This is a genomic window from Paractinoplanes rhizophilus (assembly GCF_042664765.1).
GTDB classification, from domain to species: Bacteria; Actinomycetota; Actinomycetes; order Mycobacteriales; family Micromonosporaceae; genus Actinoplanes; species Actinoplanes rhizophilus.
In genome coordinates, this window is the sequence record NZ_JBHTBJ010000061.1 from 17,270 (window position 1) to 30,668 (window position 13,399).

General features: G+C 70.2%; 15 protein-coding genes. 13 read left to right on the plus strand and 2 right to left on the minus strand.

Going from position 1 to position 13,399, the window contains the following annotated elements; translation table 11 throughout:
* Positions 1 to 34: 34 nt before the first annotated feature.
* The 6 genes from ACFQS1_RS38160 to ACFQS1_RS38185 are packed head-to-tail and all read left to right on the plus strand — an operon-like array spanning position 35 to position 5,551.
* Positions 35 to 859, plus strand: coding sequence for an STAS domain-containing protein (locus ACFQS1_RS38160; RefSeq protein WP_378977502.1), 825 nt, complete (start codon positions 35 to 37; stop codon positions 857 to 859).
* A gap of 1 nt (position 860) precedes the next feature.
* On the plus strand, positions 861 to 1,271 hold the full coding sequence (locus ACFQS1_RS38165) for an STAS domain-containing protein (protein WP_378977504.1): 411 nt from the start codon (positions 861 to 863) through the stop codon (positions 1,269 to 1,271).
* A complete protein-coding gene (locus ACFQS1_RS38170) occupies positions 1,268 to 1,663 on the plus strand; it encodes an anti-sigma regulatory factor (protein WP_378977506.1) in 396 nt (131 codons plus the stop codon). Before ACFQS1_RS38165 ends, ACFQS1_RS38170 begins: the two co-directional genes overlap by 4 nt.
* Positions 1,660 to 2,688, plus strand: a complete 1,029-nt coding sequence (locus ACFQS1_RS38175) for a SpoIIE family protein phosphatase (RefSeq protein ID WP_378977525.1) — start codon at positions 1,660 to 1,662, stop codon at positions 2,686 to 2,688. The genes ACFQS1_RS38170 and ACFQS1_RS38175 overlap by 4 nt, the downstream gene beginning before the upstream one ends.
* 20 nt (positions 2,689 to 2,708) lie before the next feature.
* On the plus strand, positions 2,709 to 4,025 hold the full coding sequence (locus tag ACFQS1_RS38180) for a sensor histidine kinase (RefSeq protein ID WP_378977527.1): 1,317 nt from the start codon (positions 2,709 to 2,711) through the stop codon (positions 4,023 to 4,025).
* Entirely contained in the window at positions 4,022 to 5,551 is a 1,530-nt protein-coding gene (locus ACFQS1_RS38185) for a SpoIIE family protein phosphatase (RefSeq protein WP_378977508.1), read from the plus strand. The genes ACFQS1_RS38180 and ACFQS1_RS38185 overlap by 4 nt, the downstream gene beginning before the upstream one ends.
* A gap of 173 nt (positions 5,552 to 5,724) precedes the next feature.
* On the opposite strand, the gene ACFQS1_RS38190 is transcribed toward ACFQS1_RS38185, so the two are convergent.
* Complete coding sequence (locus ACFQS1_RS38190; RefSeq protein ID WP_378977529.1) at positions 5,725 to 7,803, minus strand: S9 family peptidase; 2,079 nt, start codon at positions 7,801 to 7,803, stop codon at positions 5,725 to 5,727.
* Positions 7,804 to 8,008: 205 nt separating this feature from the next.
* Here ACFQS1_RS38190 and ACFQS1_RS38195 point away from each other — a divergent pair, with 205 nt between their 5' ends.
* Entirely contained in the window at positions 8,009 to 9,118 is a 1,110-nt protein-coding gene (locus ACFQS1_RS38195) for an FAD-binding oxidoreductase (RefSeq protein ID WP_378977510.1), read from the plus strand.
* A 12-nt stretch (positions 9,119 to 9,130) separates the two neighbouring features.
* Here ACFQS1_RS38195 and glnII read toward each other — a convergent pair whose 3' ends face one another.
* Positions 9,131 to 10,159, minus strand: coding sequence for a glutamine synthetase (glnII, locus tag ACFQS1_RS38200; RefSeq protein WP_378977512.1), 1,029 nt, complete (start codon positions 10,157 to 10,159; stop codon positions 9,131 to 9,133).
* 278 nt (positions 10,160 to 10,437) lie between these two features.
* Between glnII and ACFQS1_RS38205 the strand changes: the two genes are divergently transcribed.
* The 6 genes from ACFQS1_RS38205 to ACFQS1_RS38230 all read left to right on the plus strand — a co-directional run bounded on the left by ACFQS1_RS38205 (position 10,438) and on the right by ACFQS1_RS38230 (position 13,325).
* Positions 10,438 to 10,659, plus strand: a complete 222-nt coding sequence (locus tag ACFQS1_RS38205; protein WP_030439112.1) for a type II toxin-antitoxin system VapB family antitoxin — start codon at positions 10,438 to 10,440, stop codon at positions 10,657 to 10,659.
* Positions 10,656 to 11,078, plus strand: coding sequence for a PIN domain-containing protein (locus ACFQS1_RS38210; protein WP_378977515.1), 423 nt, complete (start codon positions 10,656 to 10,658; stop codon positions 11,076 to 11,078). The genes ACFQS1_RS38205 and ACFQS1_RS38210 overlap by 4 nt, the downstream gene beginning before the upstream one ends.
* A 69-nt stretch (positions 11,079 to 11,147) precedes the next feature.
* A complete protein-coding gene (locus ACFQS1_RS38215) occupies positions 11,148 to 11,396 on the plus strand; it encodes a FitA-like ribbon-helix-helix domain-containing protein (RefSeq protein ID WP_378977517.1) in 249 nt (82 codons plus the stop codon).
* Positions 11,396 to 11,821, plus strand: a complete 426-nt coding sequence (locus tag ACFQS1_RS38220) for a type II toxin-antitoxin system VapC family toxin (RefSeq protein WP_378977519.1) — start codon at positions 11,396 to 11,398, stop codon at positions 11,819 to 11,821. The genes ACFQS1_RS38215 and ACFQS1_RS38220 overlap by 1 nt, the downstream gene beginning before the upstream one ends.
* A gap of 431 nt (positions 11,822 to 12,252) precedes the next feature.
* On the plus strand, positions 12,253 to 12,687 hold the full coding sequence (locus tag ACFQS1_RS38225) for a hypothetical protein (protein WP_378977521.1): 435 nt from the start codon (positions 12,253 to 12,255) through the stop codon (positions 12,685 to 12,687).
* 86 nt (positions 12,688 to 12,773) lie between these two features.
* Complete coding sequence (locus ACFQS1_RS38230; protein WP_378977523.1) at positions 12,774 to 13,325, plus strand: hypothetical protein; 552 nt, start codon at positions 12,774 to 12,776, stop codon at positions 13,323 to 13,325.
* The last annotated feature ends 74 nt before the right edge of the window (positions 13,326 to 13,399 follow it).

The window sequence follows — 13,399 nt, forward strand, 5'->3', positions numbered from 1 at the left end:
AGTCCGCGCCGTCGCGCGTACGAGGGAGGCACCGGTGGCGCTGAGTGCGCAAGAGGCGAGCCAATTCGCCGCTCTGCTCGAGAACAACCGGGAGGTCCTGGTCGGCGCGTGGTCGGACCAGGTCGTCCAGACTCTGCGCGGCCGGTTGAGCCGCGTCGAGCTGGAACGACAGACGGCCGACCTGAGCAAGGGCTTCCAGCAGGCGCTCGCCGGCGGGGCGACCGACGTCGCCCACGAGTCGGCCGCCGAGCTGCGCGCCCAGCTGAGCGAGCTGTCCAACAGCCGGGCCCGGCAGGGCTTCAGCGCCACCGAGACCGCGGTCAGCGTCTTCGCCCTCAAGCAGGCCCTGCTCACGGTGATGGACGGCTCGGACGCCACCACTCTGCGCGACTACGTCGCCCTCACCGCGTTCATCGACGAGGCCGCGCTGTTCACCTTCGACAACTATGTCCGGGTGCGCGAGGGCCTCATCGCCGATCAGGCCGAGCAGCTGCTCGAGCTGTCCACCCCGGTGGTCAAGCTGTGGGAGGGCGTCGTCGCGGTCCCGCTGGTCGGCACGCTCGACTCGGCCCGCGCCCAGGTGGTGATGGAGCGGCTGCTGCAGACCCTGGTCGACACCGGCTCGCCGTACGCGATCATCGACATCACCGGGGTGCCGGCTGTCGACACCCAAGTGGCGCAGCACGTCCTCAAGACCGTGGTGGCCGCCCGGCTGATGGGCGCCGACTGCATCATCTCCGGCATCCGGCCGCAGATCGCCCAGACGATCGTGGCGCTCGGCATCGAGTTCGGCGACATCGCCACGAAGGCGTCGCTCGCCGACGCGCTCCGCTTCGTGCTGAAAAAGATGGGGCGCTGAGGTGGACCGCGTTCCGGTCCTCAAGATCGGCGACATCCTGCTGGTCTCCATCCAGATCGACATGGAAGACCAGGTCGCTCTCCAGCTGCAGGAGGATCTCGCCGAGCGGATCGTGGCGACCGGCTGCCACGGCGTGATCATCGACATCAGCGCGCTCGACATCGTCGACTCGTTCGTCGGCCGTACGCTTGCCTCCATCGCCTCGATCTCCCGCGTCCTCGACGCCGAGACAGTCGTGGTCGGCATGCGCCCGGCGGTGGCGATCACGCTGGTCGAGCTGGGCCTGTCGCTGCCGGGCATCCGCACCGCCCTCAACGTCGACCTCGGTATGGAGTTGCTGGCTCGCGACCGGGTCGTGGACGACCTCACGTCCCTGGTGGACGAAGAGCCGCTGGTGGAAGAGGAGCGGTGAGCGAGCGGATCGCGGTCGGCTCCGACCAGGACGTCGTCCGGGTACGCCAGCTGGTGCGAACCGTCGCGGTGGCGGCCAAGCTCTCGCTGGTCGACCAGACCAAGCTGGTCACCGCCGCGAGCGAGCTGGCGCGCAACACCCTCGTCTACGGCAGGGGCGGCACGGTCCAGGTCACCCGGGTCGACAACGGCCGCCGCCAGGGCATCCAGATCGTCTTCGCCGACCAGGGCCCGGGCATCGCCGACCTCGATCTGGCCCTCACCGACGGCTACACGACCGGCAACGGCCTCGGACTAGGGTTGAGCGGCGCCCGGCGACTCGTCGACGAGTTCAGCATTGACACCGCCGTCGGGCGGGGAACGACAATTACCGTCACCAAGTGGTGCCGATGATCGGAGGCACCGTGGCGTCGCTGTCTGAGGAGCTCCTGGACGGGGGCGCCTGGTTCCGCGTGGAGGCCGCGCCGACCGCCTCCGCCGCCCGGCGCGCGGCCGAGCGGCTCGCCGAGCGGCTGGGCCTGTCCGAGCGCCGGACGGCCGACCTCTCGATCGTGGTCGCCGAGACGGCCGGCAACCTGGTGAAACACGCCGATCAGGGCACGTTGCTGGTCCGCGCGGTGCGCGACGAGCAGCACGCCGGCGTCGAGATCGTGGCGATCGACCACGGGCCCGGGATGGCCGACCTGACGGTCTCGGTCGGCGATGGGCACTCCACGGCGGGCACGCTCGGGATCGGGCTGGGCGCGATCGTGCGCCAGGCTTCGTGGTGCGATCTGCACTCCGTACCCGGGAAAGGGACCGTGCTGGTCGCCCAGGTCTGGCCGGCCGACCCGCCGCCACCACCCTGGGCCGCGGGGTTGACCCGCCCGCTCACCGGCGAGCCGGTGAGCGGCGACGCCTTCGCCGTCCGCGAGGCGGACGGCCGGCGCCAGGTGCTGATGTGCGACGGGCTGGGACACGGCAGTCTCGCGGCGGCGGCCGCGCACGAGGCGGTACGCGCGTTCGCCGACGCCCCGCCGCAGCCGCCGGCCGCCATGATCGAGACCCTGCACCGCCGCCTCCACCACACCCGGGGCGCCGCGGTGGCGGTGGCCGAGCTCGACGCCGAGGCGGGCCTGGTCCGATACGCGGGCCTCGGCAACATCTCCGGCACGGTGATCGGCCCAACCGGCCGGCGAGGCATGATCTCGCTACCCGGCATCGCCGGCCACCAGCGCCGGCAGGTCCGGCAGTACGACTACCCGATGGACCCCGGCGCGGTCGTGCTGATGCACAGCGACGGCGTGGTCGACCGCTTCGACATGACGGAGTATCCGGGACTGCTCACCCGCTCGCCGGCGGTGATCGCGGCGACCGTGCTGCGTGACGCCGGTGTCCGCCGCGACGACGCCGGCGTGCTGGCGGCTCGGTTGCCATGACGCCGGAGCCGCTCATGCGCATGCGCCTGCGGGTAGCGCAGGACGTGTTCGTGGCGCGCCAGCTCGGCCGCGAGGTGGCCCGCGCGGTCGGCCTGGAGGAACAGGACCAGACCCGGCTGGCCACCGCGCTGAGCGAGGTGGGACGGGTCCTGATCGCCCTCGGCCAGGTCGCCGACGTGGCGTTCGTCGTGGAGGTGAACGGGGTACCGACGCTGCGGGTGGCGGTGGAGAATTCATCGCCGGGCGGCGACGCCGGGATCGGCCCGCGGATCGCTCAGGTCGGCCGTTTGGTCGACACGTTGGAGGTCGACGATGGCGAGGCCGGTACGGTGGTCCGGATGGCCCGACGGTTGCCGGCGAGCGCGCCGAGGCTGACCCCGGAACGCATGGACGAGATCCGCGCCGGGTTGGCGGCGCATGTCCCGAGTACCCCGCTCGACGAGCTGAGCGAGCAGAACCAGCAGCTCATCGCCGCCCTCGACGAGGTGCGGGCGCAGCGCGACGACCTGGCCCGGCTCAACGCCGAGCTGGAAGAGACCAACCACGGCGTGATGGCGCTCTACCACCAGCTCTCCGAGGAGCTGGAGGAGACCAACCGCGGCGTCGTCGCCCTCTACGCCGAGTTGGACGACAAGTCCGAGCAACTGCGCGAGGCGAGCGAGGCGAAGAGCCGGTTCCTGGCCAACGTGAGTCACGAGCTGCGCGCCCCGGTCACCGCGGTGATCGGGTTGACCCGGCTGCTGCTCGACCCGGCGTCCGAGCGGCTCGGCGCCGAGCAGCGCCGCCAAGTCGAGCTGATCGGCGGCTCCTCGAGCGACTTGCTCAACCTGGTCAACGACCTGCTCGACCTGGCCAAGGCGGAGGCCGGCCGGATCGAGCCGCAGTGGTCGGAGGTGGACCTGCGCGCCGTCTTCGGGCAGTTGCGCGGCACGCTGCGGCCGCTCGCGACCCGGCCCGGGGTCGACTTCGTGGTCGAGGAGCCCCGGGTGGCGACCGTGCGCACCGACGAGACGCTGCTGGCCCGGGTGCTGCGCAACCTGCTGACCAACGCGATCAAGTTCACCGCCGAGGGCGAGGTGCGGCTGGCCGTGCGGGCGCGGGACGGCGACGTCGAGTTCACCGTCTCCGACACCGGCACGGGCATCCCGGCCGATCAGCAGGAGCGGATCTTCGAGGAGTTCTACCAGGTCCCAGGCAGCCAGGCGCTGATGGGCAAGGGCACCGGGCTCGGCCTGCCGTACGCCCGGCGCCTGGTCGGCATCCTGGGCGGCGGGCTGCGCGTCGAGTCGGAGCCCGGGGCGGGCAGCACCTTCACCGTACGGTTGCCGGCGTCATGAACACGGCCACCGTCCTCGTCGTCGACGACAGCGCGACCAAGCGCTATCTGCTGGTCAGCTGGCTGAGCCGGGCCGGTTTCACGGTGCGCCAGGCGGAGACCGGGAGCGAGGCGTTGCGCCTTTTGCCGGGTTCCGGCGTCGACCTCGTCGTTCTCGACGTCAAGCTGCCCGACATGAGTGGCTTCGACGTCTGCGAGAAGATCAAGACCGATCCCGCGTACGGGGTCCTGCCGGTCATCCACGTGTCCGCCCACGCCGTGGACGTCACCGACCGCACCCAGGGCCTGAACCGCGGCGCCGACTCCTACCTGGTCGAGCCGATCGAGCCGGACGAGCTCATCGCCACCTGCCAGTCGGTCCTGCGCTACTACTCGGCCCGGCGGCGCGCCGAGCAGTTGGCCGCCCGGATGATCCGGCTGGCCGAGGCCACGCTCGCGATCAACCTCGCCTCCACCCTGCCCGCTCTGCTCGAGGAGGCAGCGGCCGGCGCGCACGACATCTTCGGCGGCCCGGTGGTGGTGCTCGCCGAGACCGTCGACGGCGACAGCCTGGCCGCGGTCGGCTCGCCGCCGGTGGTCCGGCCGTGGTCGCTGGCCGAGCGCAACGTGGCGGTCGGCTCGCTGGTGCGCACCGACCAGCCGGCCGACTGGGACGTGGTCGAGTGGCCCGAGGGCGAGGCGGTGGCGGTCGCCGCGGCCCGCCTGCGCGTCGACCGGCCGGCGGTCTACGTCGCGGTGCCGATGAGCTCGCAGACACCCGGCTTCCCGGTGCTGCGCCAGCTCTCCCAGGCGGTGGCGGCCGCGGTCGAGGCGCAGCGGTCGTACGACGAGGAGCACCGGATCGCGGTGACCCTGCAACGCAGCCTGCTCCAGTCGCAACTGCCCGCGGTGCCCGGCGTCGAGATGGCCGTGCGCTACATGCCGGCCGGCTCGCAGACCGAGGTGGGCGGCGACTTCTACGAGGCCGCCATGATCGGCGGCCGGCTGCTGGTGGCGATCGGCGACGTGGCCGGCCACTCCCTGCACGCGGCCACGGTGATGGCCGAGGTGCGGCACGCGGTCCGGGCGTACGCGGTCGAGGGCCATCCGCCCGGCACGGTGCTCGACCTGGTCAACCGGTTCATGCGGACGGTGCTGCCGGCCGACTCGGCAACGATCTGCCTGCTCACCCTCGACCCGGCGACCGGCGAGGTGCGGATGGCCGGCGCGGGTCACCTGCCGCCGCTGCTGCACACCGCCGGCGAGGTGACGTTCCTGCAGCCCGGGGGCACGCTGCTGGGCATCAACGCCGGCCGCCCCGCCGACCTGACCTTCGTGCTGCCGCCCGGCGGCACGCTGGTGCTCTACACCGACGGGCTGGTGGAGCGCCGCGACGAGGACATCGACGTGGGCCTGGCCGCGTTGCGCCGGGTGGCCGCCGACGTCGACCCCGATCTCGAGGACTTCTGCGACCGGCTGTTGCTGCGGCTGGGCGCCGCCGGCCAGGCCGACGACGACGTCGCGGTGGTCGCCCTCCGACGTGCCTGACGCTTGACGGCGCTGGCTGCAGACCACGCTCAGCCGGGTGGCCGCGCTGCAGAAGGAAGTGGCCCAGTGACAGCGCTGCTCGGCGCGGGGGCGCTGCTGGCGGTGCTCGTCGCGGTCGGCGCCGGAACGCTGCTGCTGCGCTCCAGCACCGACCTCGACGAGCTGCGGACCGGCTAGGCCTTCTTGTCGGCGAGGCCGAGGACGTCCAGCACCCACGCGGTCACGAAGGCCTCTTCCTTCCACGAGTCGTAACGCCCGCTCGGGCCGCCGTGGCCGGCGCCCATCTCGGTTTTGAGCAGGTAGTCGCCGTCGGGCGCGGTGGCCCGCAGCCGGGCGATCCACTTGGCCGGCTCGTGATAGAGCACCCGGGTGTCGTTGAGGCTGGTCACTGCGAGGATCTTGGGGTAGGCCAGCTTGGCGACGTTCTCGTACGGGCTGTACGACTTCATGTAGCCGTACACCTCGGTCGACTCGATCGGGTTGCCCCACTCCTCCCACTCGGTGACCGTGAGCGGCAGCGACGGGTCGAGGATCGAAGTCAGCGGGTCGACGAACGGCACCTGCGCCACGATGCCGGCGAAGTCTTGCGGCGCGAGGTTGGCGATCGCGCCCATCAGCAGGCCGCCGGCCGAGCCGCCCCGGGCCACCAGCCGGGCCGCCGAGGTCCAGCCCTTGGTGACCAGGGCCTCGGCGCATGCCACGAAGTCGGTGAACGTGTTTTTCTTCGCCAGCATCTTGCCGTCCTCATACCACCGGCGGCCCATCTCGCCGCCGCCGCGCACGTGCGCGATCGCGAAGACGACGCCCCGGTCGAGCAGGGACAGGCGAGCGATCGAGAAGTACGGGTCGATGCTGTGCTCGTACGAGCCGTAGCCGTAGAGCAGCGCGGGGGCCGAGCCGTCCCGCTCGACGCCCTTGCGCGCCACGATCGAGATCGGCACCTTGGTGCCGTCGCCGGCCCGAGCCCACTCGCGGAACTGCTCGTAGTCCTCCGGGTGGTAGCCGCCCAGCACCGGCTTCTGCTTGCGCAGCACCATCTGCCGGGTGACCAGGTCGACGTCGTAGATCGAGTCCGGCGTGACCATCGACGTGTAGCTGATCCGGACCGCGGTCGTGTCGTACTCGGGGTTGCCGGCCAGACCCACGCTGTACAGCGGCTCGGGGAACGGCATGTCGTACGAGTCGGTGCTGCCGTCGCCCATCACCCGCAGCCCGGTCAGCCCGTCGCGGCGCTGCGAGATCACGATGTGCCGGGCGAACGCGTCCACCGACTCGAGCCGGGTGCCCGGCTCGTGCGGGACCAGCTCGACCCACTCGCCCGGGGCGTCCGCCGAGGTGTACGCCAAGGCGAAGTCCTCGGCGTCCTTGTTGTGCAGGATCAGGAACCGGTGGCCGTGGTGCTCGATCGAGTACTCCACACCCTGCTCGCGCGGCGCGATCACGACCGGCTCGGCGTCGGGCGTCTCGGCCGGGATGACGTGCACCTCGGAGGTCAGCTTGCTCTGCGCGTCGATGACGATGAACTTCTCGCTGCGGGTGAGCTCGACACCGACCCAGAACCGCTCGTCCGTCTCCTCGAAGACGATCACGTCGTCGCTCGCCGGCTTGCCCACGGTGTGCCGCCACACCCGATACGGCCGCCAGGCGTCGTCGACCGTGATGTAGAACAGCGCGCTGCCGTCGCCGGACCACGCGGTGCCGTAGAACGTGCCGGGCACCTCGTCGGCCAGCACCTCGCCGGTGACCAGGTTTTTCACCCGCAGGGTGAAGCGCTCGTCGCCGTCGAAGTCGGTCGAGTAGGCCAGCCAGTTGCCGTCCGGGCTCACGTCGAACGTGCCCAGCGCGAAGAAGTCCTTTCCCTCGGCCAGCGCGTTGCCGTCGAGCAGCACCTCCTCGCCCGGCTTGTCCTCCGCCATCGGCGGGTCGACCTCGGCCGGGGCCACCGCGACCCGGCACTGGATGCCGTACTGCTTGCCCTCGACCGTGCGGGTGTAATACCAATACCCGCCCTTGCGGCCGGGCACCGAGAGGTCGGTCTCCTGGGTGCGGTTCTTGATCTCCTGGAAGACCTGGTCACGCAGCCCGGCCAGGTGCGCGGTGGCCTTCTCGGTCCAGGCGTTCTCCGCCTTGAGGTAGTCGAGGGTCTCCGGATTGTCCTTCTCCGCGAGCCAGGCGTACTCGTCCGTCACGGAGTCGCCGTGGAAGGTGCGCACGCTCGGGACCTGGCGGACCGTGGGCGGCGTCTCGGGCATATCGGCAGTCACGGAAGCCACGTTACCGGTGATCCGGGCCGGTGAGGGTTATTCAGGGCGGTGGCGGCCGGGCCGTCGACCGGCGGCTCGTGCAGCTCAAGGTGGGCCCTGAACAACCCTCATTTCCGCCTTCTGTGGACAGCGGTCGTTCGAACACCTGTACTATATGCCAGAGTGGACGATCGATCATGACCTTGGTGGAGTGATGGCCCTTCTCGATGCGCTTCTCGATGCGCTGGTGGACATCTGCGGCCCCGACTATGCGCGGGCCGGCCGCTCTGTGGATGCCGTCGGTGGCCATCGGGCCGGGCTCGTCGCGGTTCCCGCGACCACGCAGGCCGTCTCCGACGTCCTTCAACTGGCCGCGGCGGAGTCACTGCGGGTGGTGGCTCGCGGTTCCGGGAGCAAAATCGATTGGGGTACGCCTTCGTCCGGCGTCGACCTGATCCTCGACACCGGTCGTCTCAACGGCCTGTGGAGTCACGACGTCTCGGCCGCCAGCGTCGAGGTCGCCACCGGCACACCGGTGCGCTCGCTGCAGGCCGCGCTGGCCCTGCGCGGTCAGCGCCTGCCGGTCGACCCACCATCGCGTACGGCGACGGTCGGCGGCATGCTCGCCGTCAACGAGTCGGGCCCGCTGCGCTATCGCTTCCGCACTCCCGCCGAGCACGTCGACCGGGTCTCCTACATCGACCGGGCCGGCGACGCGGGCTTCTCCGACGGCGAGGGCGACAGCCCCGGCCTCGCCGAGATCGCCGGCGTGATCACCTCGGCCCTGCTGCGCCTGCAACCGCTGCCGCGGGCGCGCCGCTGGGTGGTGGCGCCCGCGTCCACCCCGGTGCAGGCGGCCAAGCTGGCGGCCGAGGCCGCGCAGTCCGGGGTGAGCGCCATCGAGACCGACCTGCCCGATGACGGCGAGGGCGTCGTCGCCGCGCTGTTCGAGGACACCGACCCCTATCCGCTGGCCACCGCGTGGAAGGCGACCGTCTCGCCCACCGCGCCGTCCTGGTGGGGCCGCTATCCGTTCACGGCCACCGACGTGGCGCTGCGCCTGTCGGTCGCCCCGGACGACTTGGCCGCGACGGTCTACGCGCTGGCCGACGCCGCCGGCGGCCCGGTCCCGGTGCGCGGCTCGGCCGGCCTCGGCATGGTCCACGCCGTCCTGCCCGGCACGATCCCGGCCGACCAGGTGTCGCGCATCCTCGATGCCGTACGCCACGTCCTGCTCGCCCGCAACGGCCACGCCGTCGTGGTCGCCGCGCCGATCGCCCTGGCCCGCCAGATCGAGATGGCGTCCCCGCACGAATTCTTCTGAGCACGCGTGCTCTCAGGCCTGGCCGGCCTTCTCCAGCGCGGTGCAGCAGGTGTCGGTGATCAGGCGGGTCACGACGTACGGATCCACGTTCGCGTTCGGCCGGCGGTCCTCGATGTAGCCCTTGCCGTCCTTTTCGACCTGCCACGGGATGCGCACCGAGGCGCCGCGGTCCGAGACGCCGTAGCTGTACTCGTTCCACGGGGCGGTCTCGTGCAGGCCGGTCAGGCGGTCGTCGATGCCGGCGCCGTAGTTCTTGACGTGGTCCATCGGCTTGGAGCCCTCGCCGAGCGCCTCGCAGGCGGTGATGATCGCGTCGTATCCTTCGCGCATCGCCTTGGTCGAGAAGTTGGTGTGCGCCCCGGCGCCGTTCCAGTCGCCCTTCACCGGCTTCGGGTCGAGCGTGGCGGAGATCTTGAAGTCTTCGGCCGTACGGTAGAGCAGCCAGCGCGCCACCCACAGCTGGTCGGCCACCTCGAGCGGCGCCAGCGGGCCGACCTGGAACTCCCATTGCCCGGGCATGACCTCGGCGTTGATGCCCGAGATGCTCAGCCCCGCGGTCAAGCAGTTCTCCAGGTGCGCCTCCACGACCTCGCGGCCGAAGATCTCGTCGGCGCCGACCCCGCAGTAGTAGCCGCCCTGCGGGGCCGGGAAGCCGCCCGCGGGGAAGCCGAGCGGCCGGGCGCCGTCGAAGAAGGTGTACTCCTGCTCGATGCCGAAGATCGGAGCCTGCGCCGCGAACCGCTCGGCGACCTCGGCCAGCGCGGCCCGGGTGTTGGACTCGTGCGGCGTCATGTCGGTGTTGAGCACCTCGCACAGCACGAGGATGTGGTCGCCGCCGCGGATCGGGTCGGGGCAGCTGAAGACCGGCTTGAGCACGCGGTCCGAGGAGTGCCCTTTGGCCTGGTTGGTGGAGGACCCGTCGAAGCCCCAGATCGGCAGCTCGGCTCCCTTGGCCTGATCCTCCAGGATCTTCGTCTTGGAGCGGAGCTTCGCCGTCGGCTCGGTGCCGTCGATCCAGATGTACTCAGCCTTGAAGCTCACGATCCACATCCTCCGGGTGCATCCTGCGCGGTGATGTGGCCAGCCTGACAACGGCTGATTTCCCGCCCGTTGCTCATGTGTGACGCCCCCGTTTCGGGCCCTGTGTCCGCGGTCACGCCCCCAGACGAGCGGAGTGGACCAGACGGGGCACCATGCGAACCGGCCCCGTCGGGGATCGAGCACCGCGCAGGTATCGGGCACCGCGCAGGTGCGGCGGCGCGCCGCTTGCTATGGTGGAGATGTATGACAGCTCTGTACATCACCAACAAGGAGCTGCTGTGGCCATCACTCAAATCGATCTTGATGATGACGCGCTCGCCGAGGCGATGCGGCTCTCCGGCGCGCGAAGCAAGAAAGAGACGGTAAACCTCGCCCTACGCGAGTACGCCGCCCGGCACCGCCGGATCGCGGCGCTCGATCACTATGCCGCCGCGGCTCAGACGTGGGACTACGAGGGATGGCAGGACATGCATGCCGCCGGTAAGGCACCCGCTGCGTGATCCGCTATCTGGCCGACTCGTCGGGCCTGTGGCGGCTGCTACGCGATCCTGACGTGCGGGCGGGCTGGGCCGACGTGATCTCTGATCACGCGATCGGGTCATGCCAGCCGCAACGCACCGAGTTTCGCCGCTCGGCCCGCAACCTCGACGAGTACGAGCAGATGACCTCCATGTTCCTTGACCTCTATCCGGATGTCCCGGTACCGAAGTCGGCGTGGCAATGGGTCGAGTCCGCGCAATATCGCCTGATGCGCGCCGGAGCGCACCGAGCGTTGTCTTGCGTAGACCTGCTGATCTGCGCGTGCGCCGCCATCCGCGGACTCGTGATCCTGCATGACGACAATGATTTCGCGACGGCCGCACGGCTCCTTCCGGACCTGGCCGAGCGACGAGTCCACTCCCTTCCCCAGCCCACGTGACCAGACGAGGACGTGCGCGGGACGCGCGCTAGCATTGCTATCATCCCCGAGTGACGAGGAGATGAGGCAATGGCGGCCCTCAGCATCCGAGATCTGGACGACTCCGTCAAAGAGAAGCTGCGTCTGCGGGCGGCCCGGCACGGCCGTTCCATGGAGGCGGAGATCCGCCTGATCCTTACTGCTGCCGCCACCGAGGACGAGCGCCCGCGAACCGACCTGTTCAGCGCGTTGACCGAGCGCTTCGCGCAGCTCGGCGGAGTGGACTTGGACGTTCCGGCTCGGACCACCCCACCTCGCGGGGCGGACTTCGGCGAGTGATGATCGTTCTCGACACCAACGTCGTTTCCGAGCTCATGCGTACGACTCCCGCGCCGGCCGTGCTCGCATGGCTACAGCAAACGTCCAGCTCCGGCCTCTACACCACATCCGTCACAGTTGCCGAGATCCGCTACGGCATCGCACGGCTACCGGACGGCCGTCGGAAGCATGACCTGCATCAGGCGGCCAACGAAATCTTCGCTGCCTTCCCCCGCCAGGTTCTGCCCTTCGACCTCGCGGCGGCCACCGCCTACGCGGACGTGGTCACTCGCCGCGAAGAATCCGGCAACCCCATCAGCGGATTCGACGGCCAGATTGCCGCTATCTGCCGGTCTCAGGCCGCGACCCTCGCCACGCGCAACACCAAGGACTTCGTCGATACCGGAGTCGCAGTCATCGACCCCTGGCAGGAAACGACGGCCTGAGGTCACAGTTCGATCGTCGTCAGCAACACGAACTCGCTCGGGACAGCGGTGGTCGCGCACTGCCTCATCCCCCTCGTCACGTGGCGGGAGGCTCACAATCACGCCGGCCGAGCAGCGGCGTGCTGGATCGTGATCCTGGTCCGTGCTAAATGGCGACCATGCTGCGTGCTATCTCGGGGCCGGCTCCGTCACTCGGCGTCGCGCTGCTGCCTACATCGCGGCACTCGGCGGACGCATGGAGATCGTCGCTGACTTCGGTGGTGAACGCCTTGTAGTCGGCTGATCCCGCAGCCATCAGCCGCCGCGGTAGTACGGCTGGGGTGCGTTTCTTCCTGAGTGAGCTGTGCGACGTGCGTCGATGTCTGCCTGTTGTGGCTTTCGATGGCCGGTTGGTATGGGTTGGTTGACCGGTTCTCGGTGGGGGTGGGCGGGTGGACGGCGATCAGGTCTTGCGGCTGGTGGCTGAGCGGGAAGCGGCGGCTCGGGCCGAGTGGCTGCGGCTGGAGCAGGAGGCCGCGCAGATCACGGCGTTGATCGAGGGGTGTCGGCGAGAGGTCGAACGTCTCGCCATCACGCGGGAGGTGTTGTCCGGGCTGGTCACCGCACCGGAGGATCCGGTGCCGGCAGCGTCGGATGCGAACCCGGTTGGAGACTTCGCGGGCCGGCTGCTGAGGGTGCTTGCCGAAGTCGGCCGGCCGATGCGGTGCCGGGAGGTGGTCGCTGTTCTGGGCGAGGATCCTTCGGTGGCCCGGCATGGTGAACGGGTCCGGCACCGGTTGAAGAAGCTGGCTGCAGCGGGCCTGGCGCGTGAACTGGAGCCGGGACTGTTCACCCTTGCGGATGATTCTGGCTCCCCTTCGGGGTGACTCGGCCGGAGTGGCGGCGGCGAGGTGGTGGGTCTTCCTGGGTGGTCTGGGTTTGTCGAAGAACCGGACGACCCGAGGAAGACCCGATGGCACCATATCCCTGCCCCGAGCCCGGCAACGCTGCCTATACCGCGTGCCGTGCCTTGTTCGACGCATTGATCACCCGGCTGAGTGACTCGCGGATGGCCGAGGAGCCGGAGCACGCCGTGGAGCAGTTCATCGCCGGCACGGGCCGTGAGGTGCTGCGCCAGGCGTTACAGGATCATCTCGACGCGCGGGCCGCCGAGGAACAACGGCTGCCCGAGGTGACCGGCGCCGACCAGGTGCCACGGCGGCGGGCCGAGCCCGGGCATACCCGGCTGCTGTCGACCACGCTCGGCCAGGTCGAGGTCACCCGGATTGCCTACCGCAAGCCCGGAGTGTCCAATCTGCACCCGGCCGACGCGAGGCTCGCCCTGCCCGAGGGCCGGTACTCGTTCCCGCTGCAAGAAGCGGTGATCCATGAGACCGTGACCGGCGCGTTGCGCCAAGCTCGTGACGGCCTGGACCGCATCCTCGGGGCCCGGGTCGGCACCCGGCAGCTGAGAGCCTGTCAGGATGTCTGTGTAACCATCCTTTGTCCTCTTAGGTCAGTGTAGCCGCAATGCGGCCGGGAAATGCGATTTCGAACGCGCCGAGGGCGGATTTCCACCCGTGCGTGGTGGCGCCTTCG

What these genes read in the sequence shown, in the direction of transcription:
- ACFQS1_RS38175 (WP_378977525.1), top strand. Translation starts at nt 1,660, where the DNA reads ATGATCGGAGGCACCGTGGCGTCGCTGTCTGAGGAGCTCCTGGACGGG.
- ACFQS1_RS38180 (WP_378977527.1), top strand. Translation starts at nt 2,709, where the DNA reads ATGCGCCTGCGGGTAGCGCAGGACGTGTTCGTGGCGCGCCAGCTCGGC.
- ACFQS1_RS38185 (WP_378977508.1), top strand. Translation starts at nt 4,022, where the DNA reads ATGAACACGGCCACCGTCCTCGTCGTCGACGACAGCGCGACCAAGCGC.
- ACFQS1_RS38190 (WP_378977529.1), bottom strand. Translation starts at nt 7,803, where the DNA reads ATGCCCGAGACGCCGCCCACGGTCCGCCAGGTCCCGAGCGTGCGCACC.
- ACFQS1_RS38195 (WP_378977510.1), top strand. Translation starts at nt 8,009, where the DNA reads ATGGCCCTTCTCGATGCGCTTCTCGATGCGCTGGTGGACATCTGCGGC.
- ACFQS1_RS38215 (WP_378977517.1), top strand. Translation starts at nt 11,148, where the DNA reads ATGGCGGCCCTCAGCATCCGAGATCTGGACGACTCCGTCAAAGAGAAG.
- ACFQS1_RS38220 (WP_378977519.1), top strand. Translation starts at nt 11,396, where the DNA reads ATGATCGTTCTCGACACCAACGTCGTTTCCGAGCTCATGCGTACGACT.
- ACFQS1_RS38230 (WP_378977523.1), top strand. Translation starts at nt 12,774, where the DNA reads ATGGCACCATATCCCTGCCCCGAGCCCGGCAACGCTGCCTATACCGCG.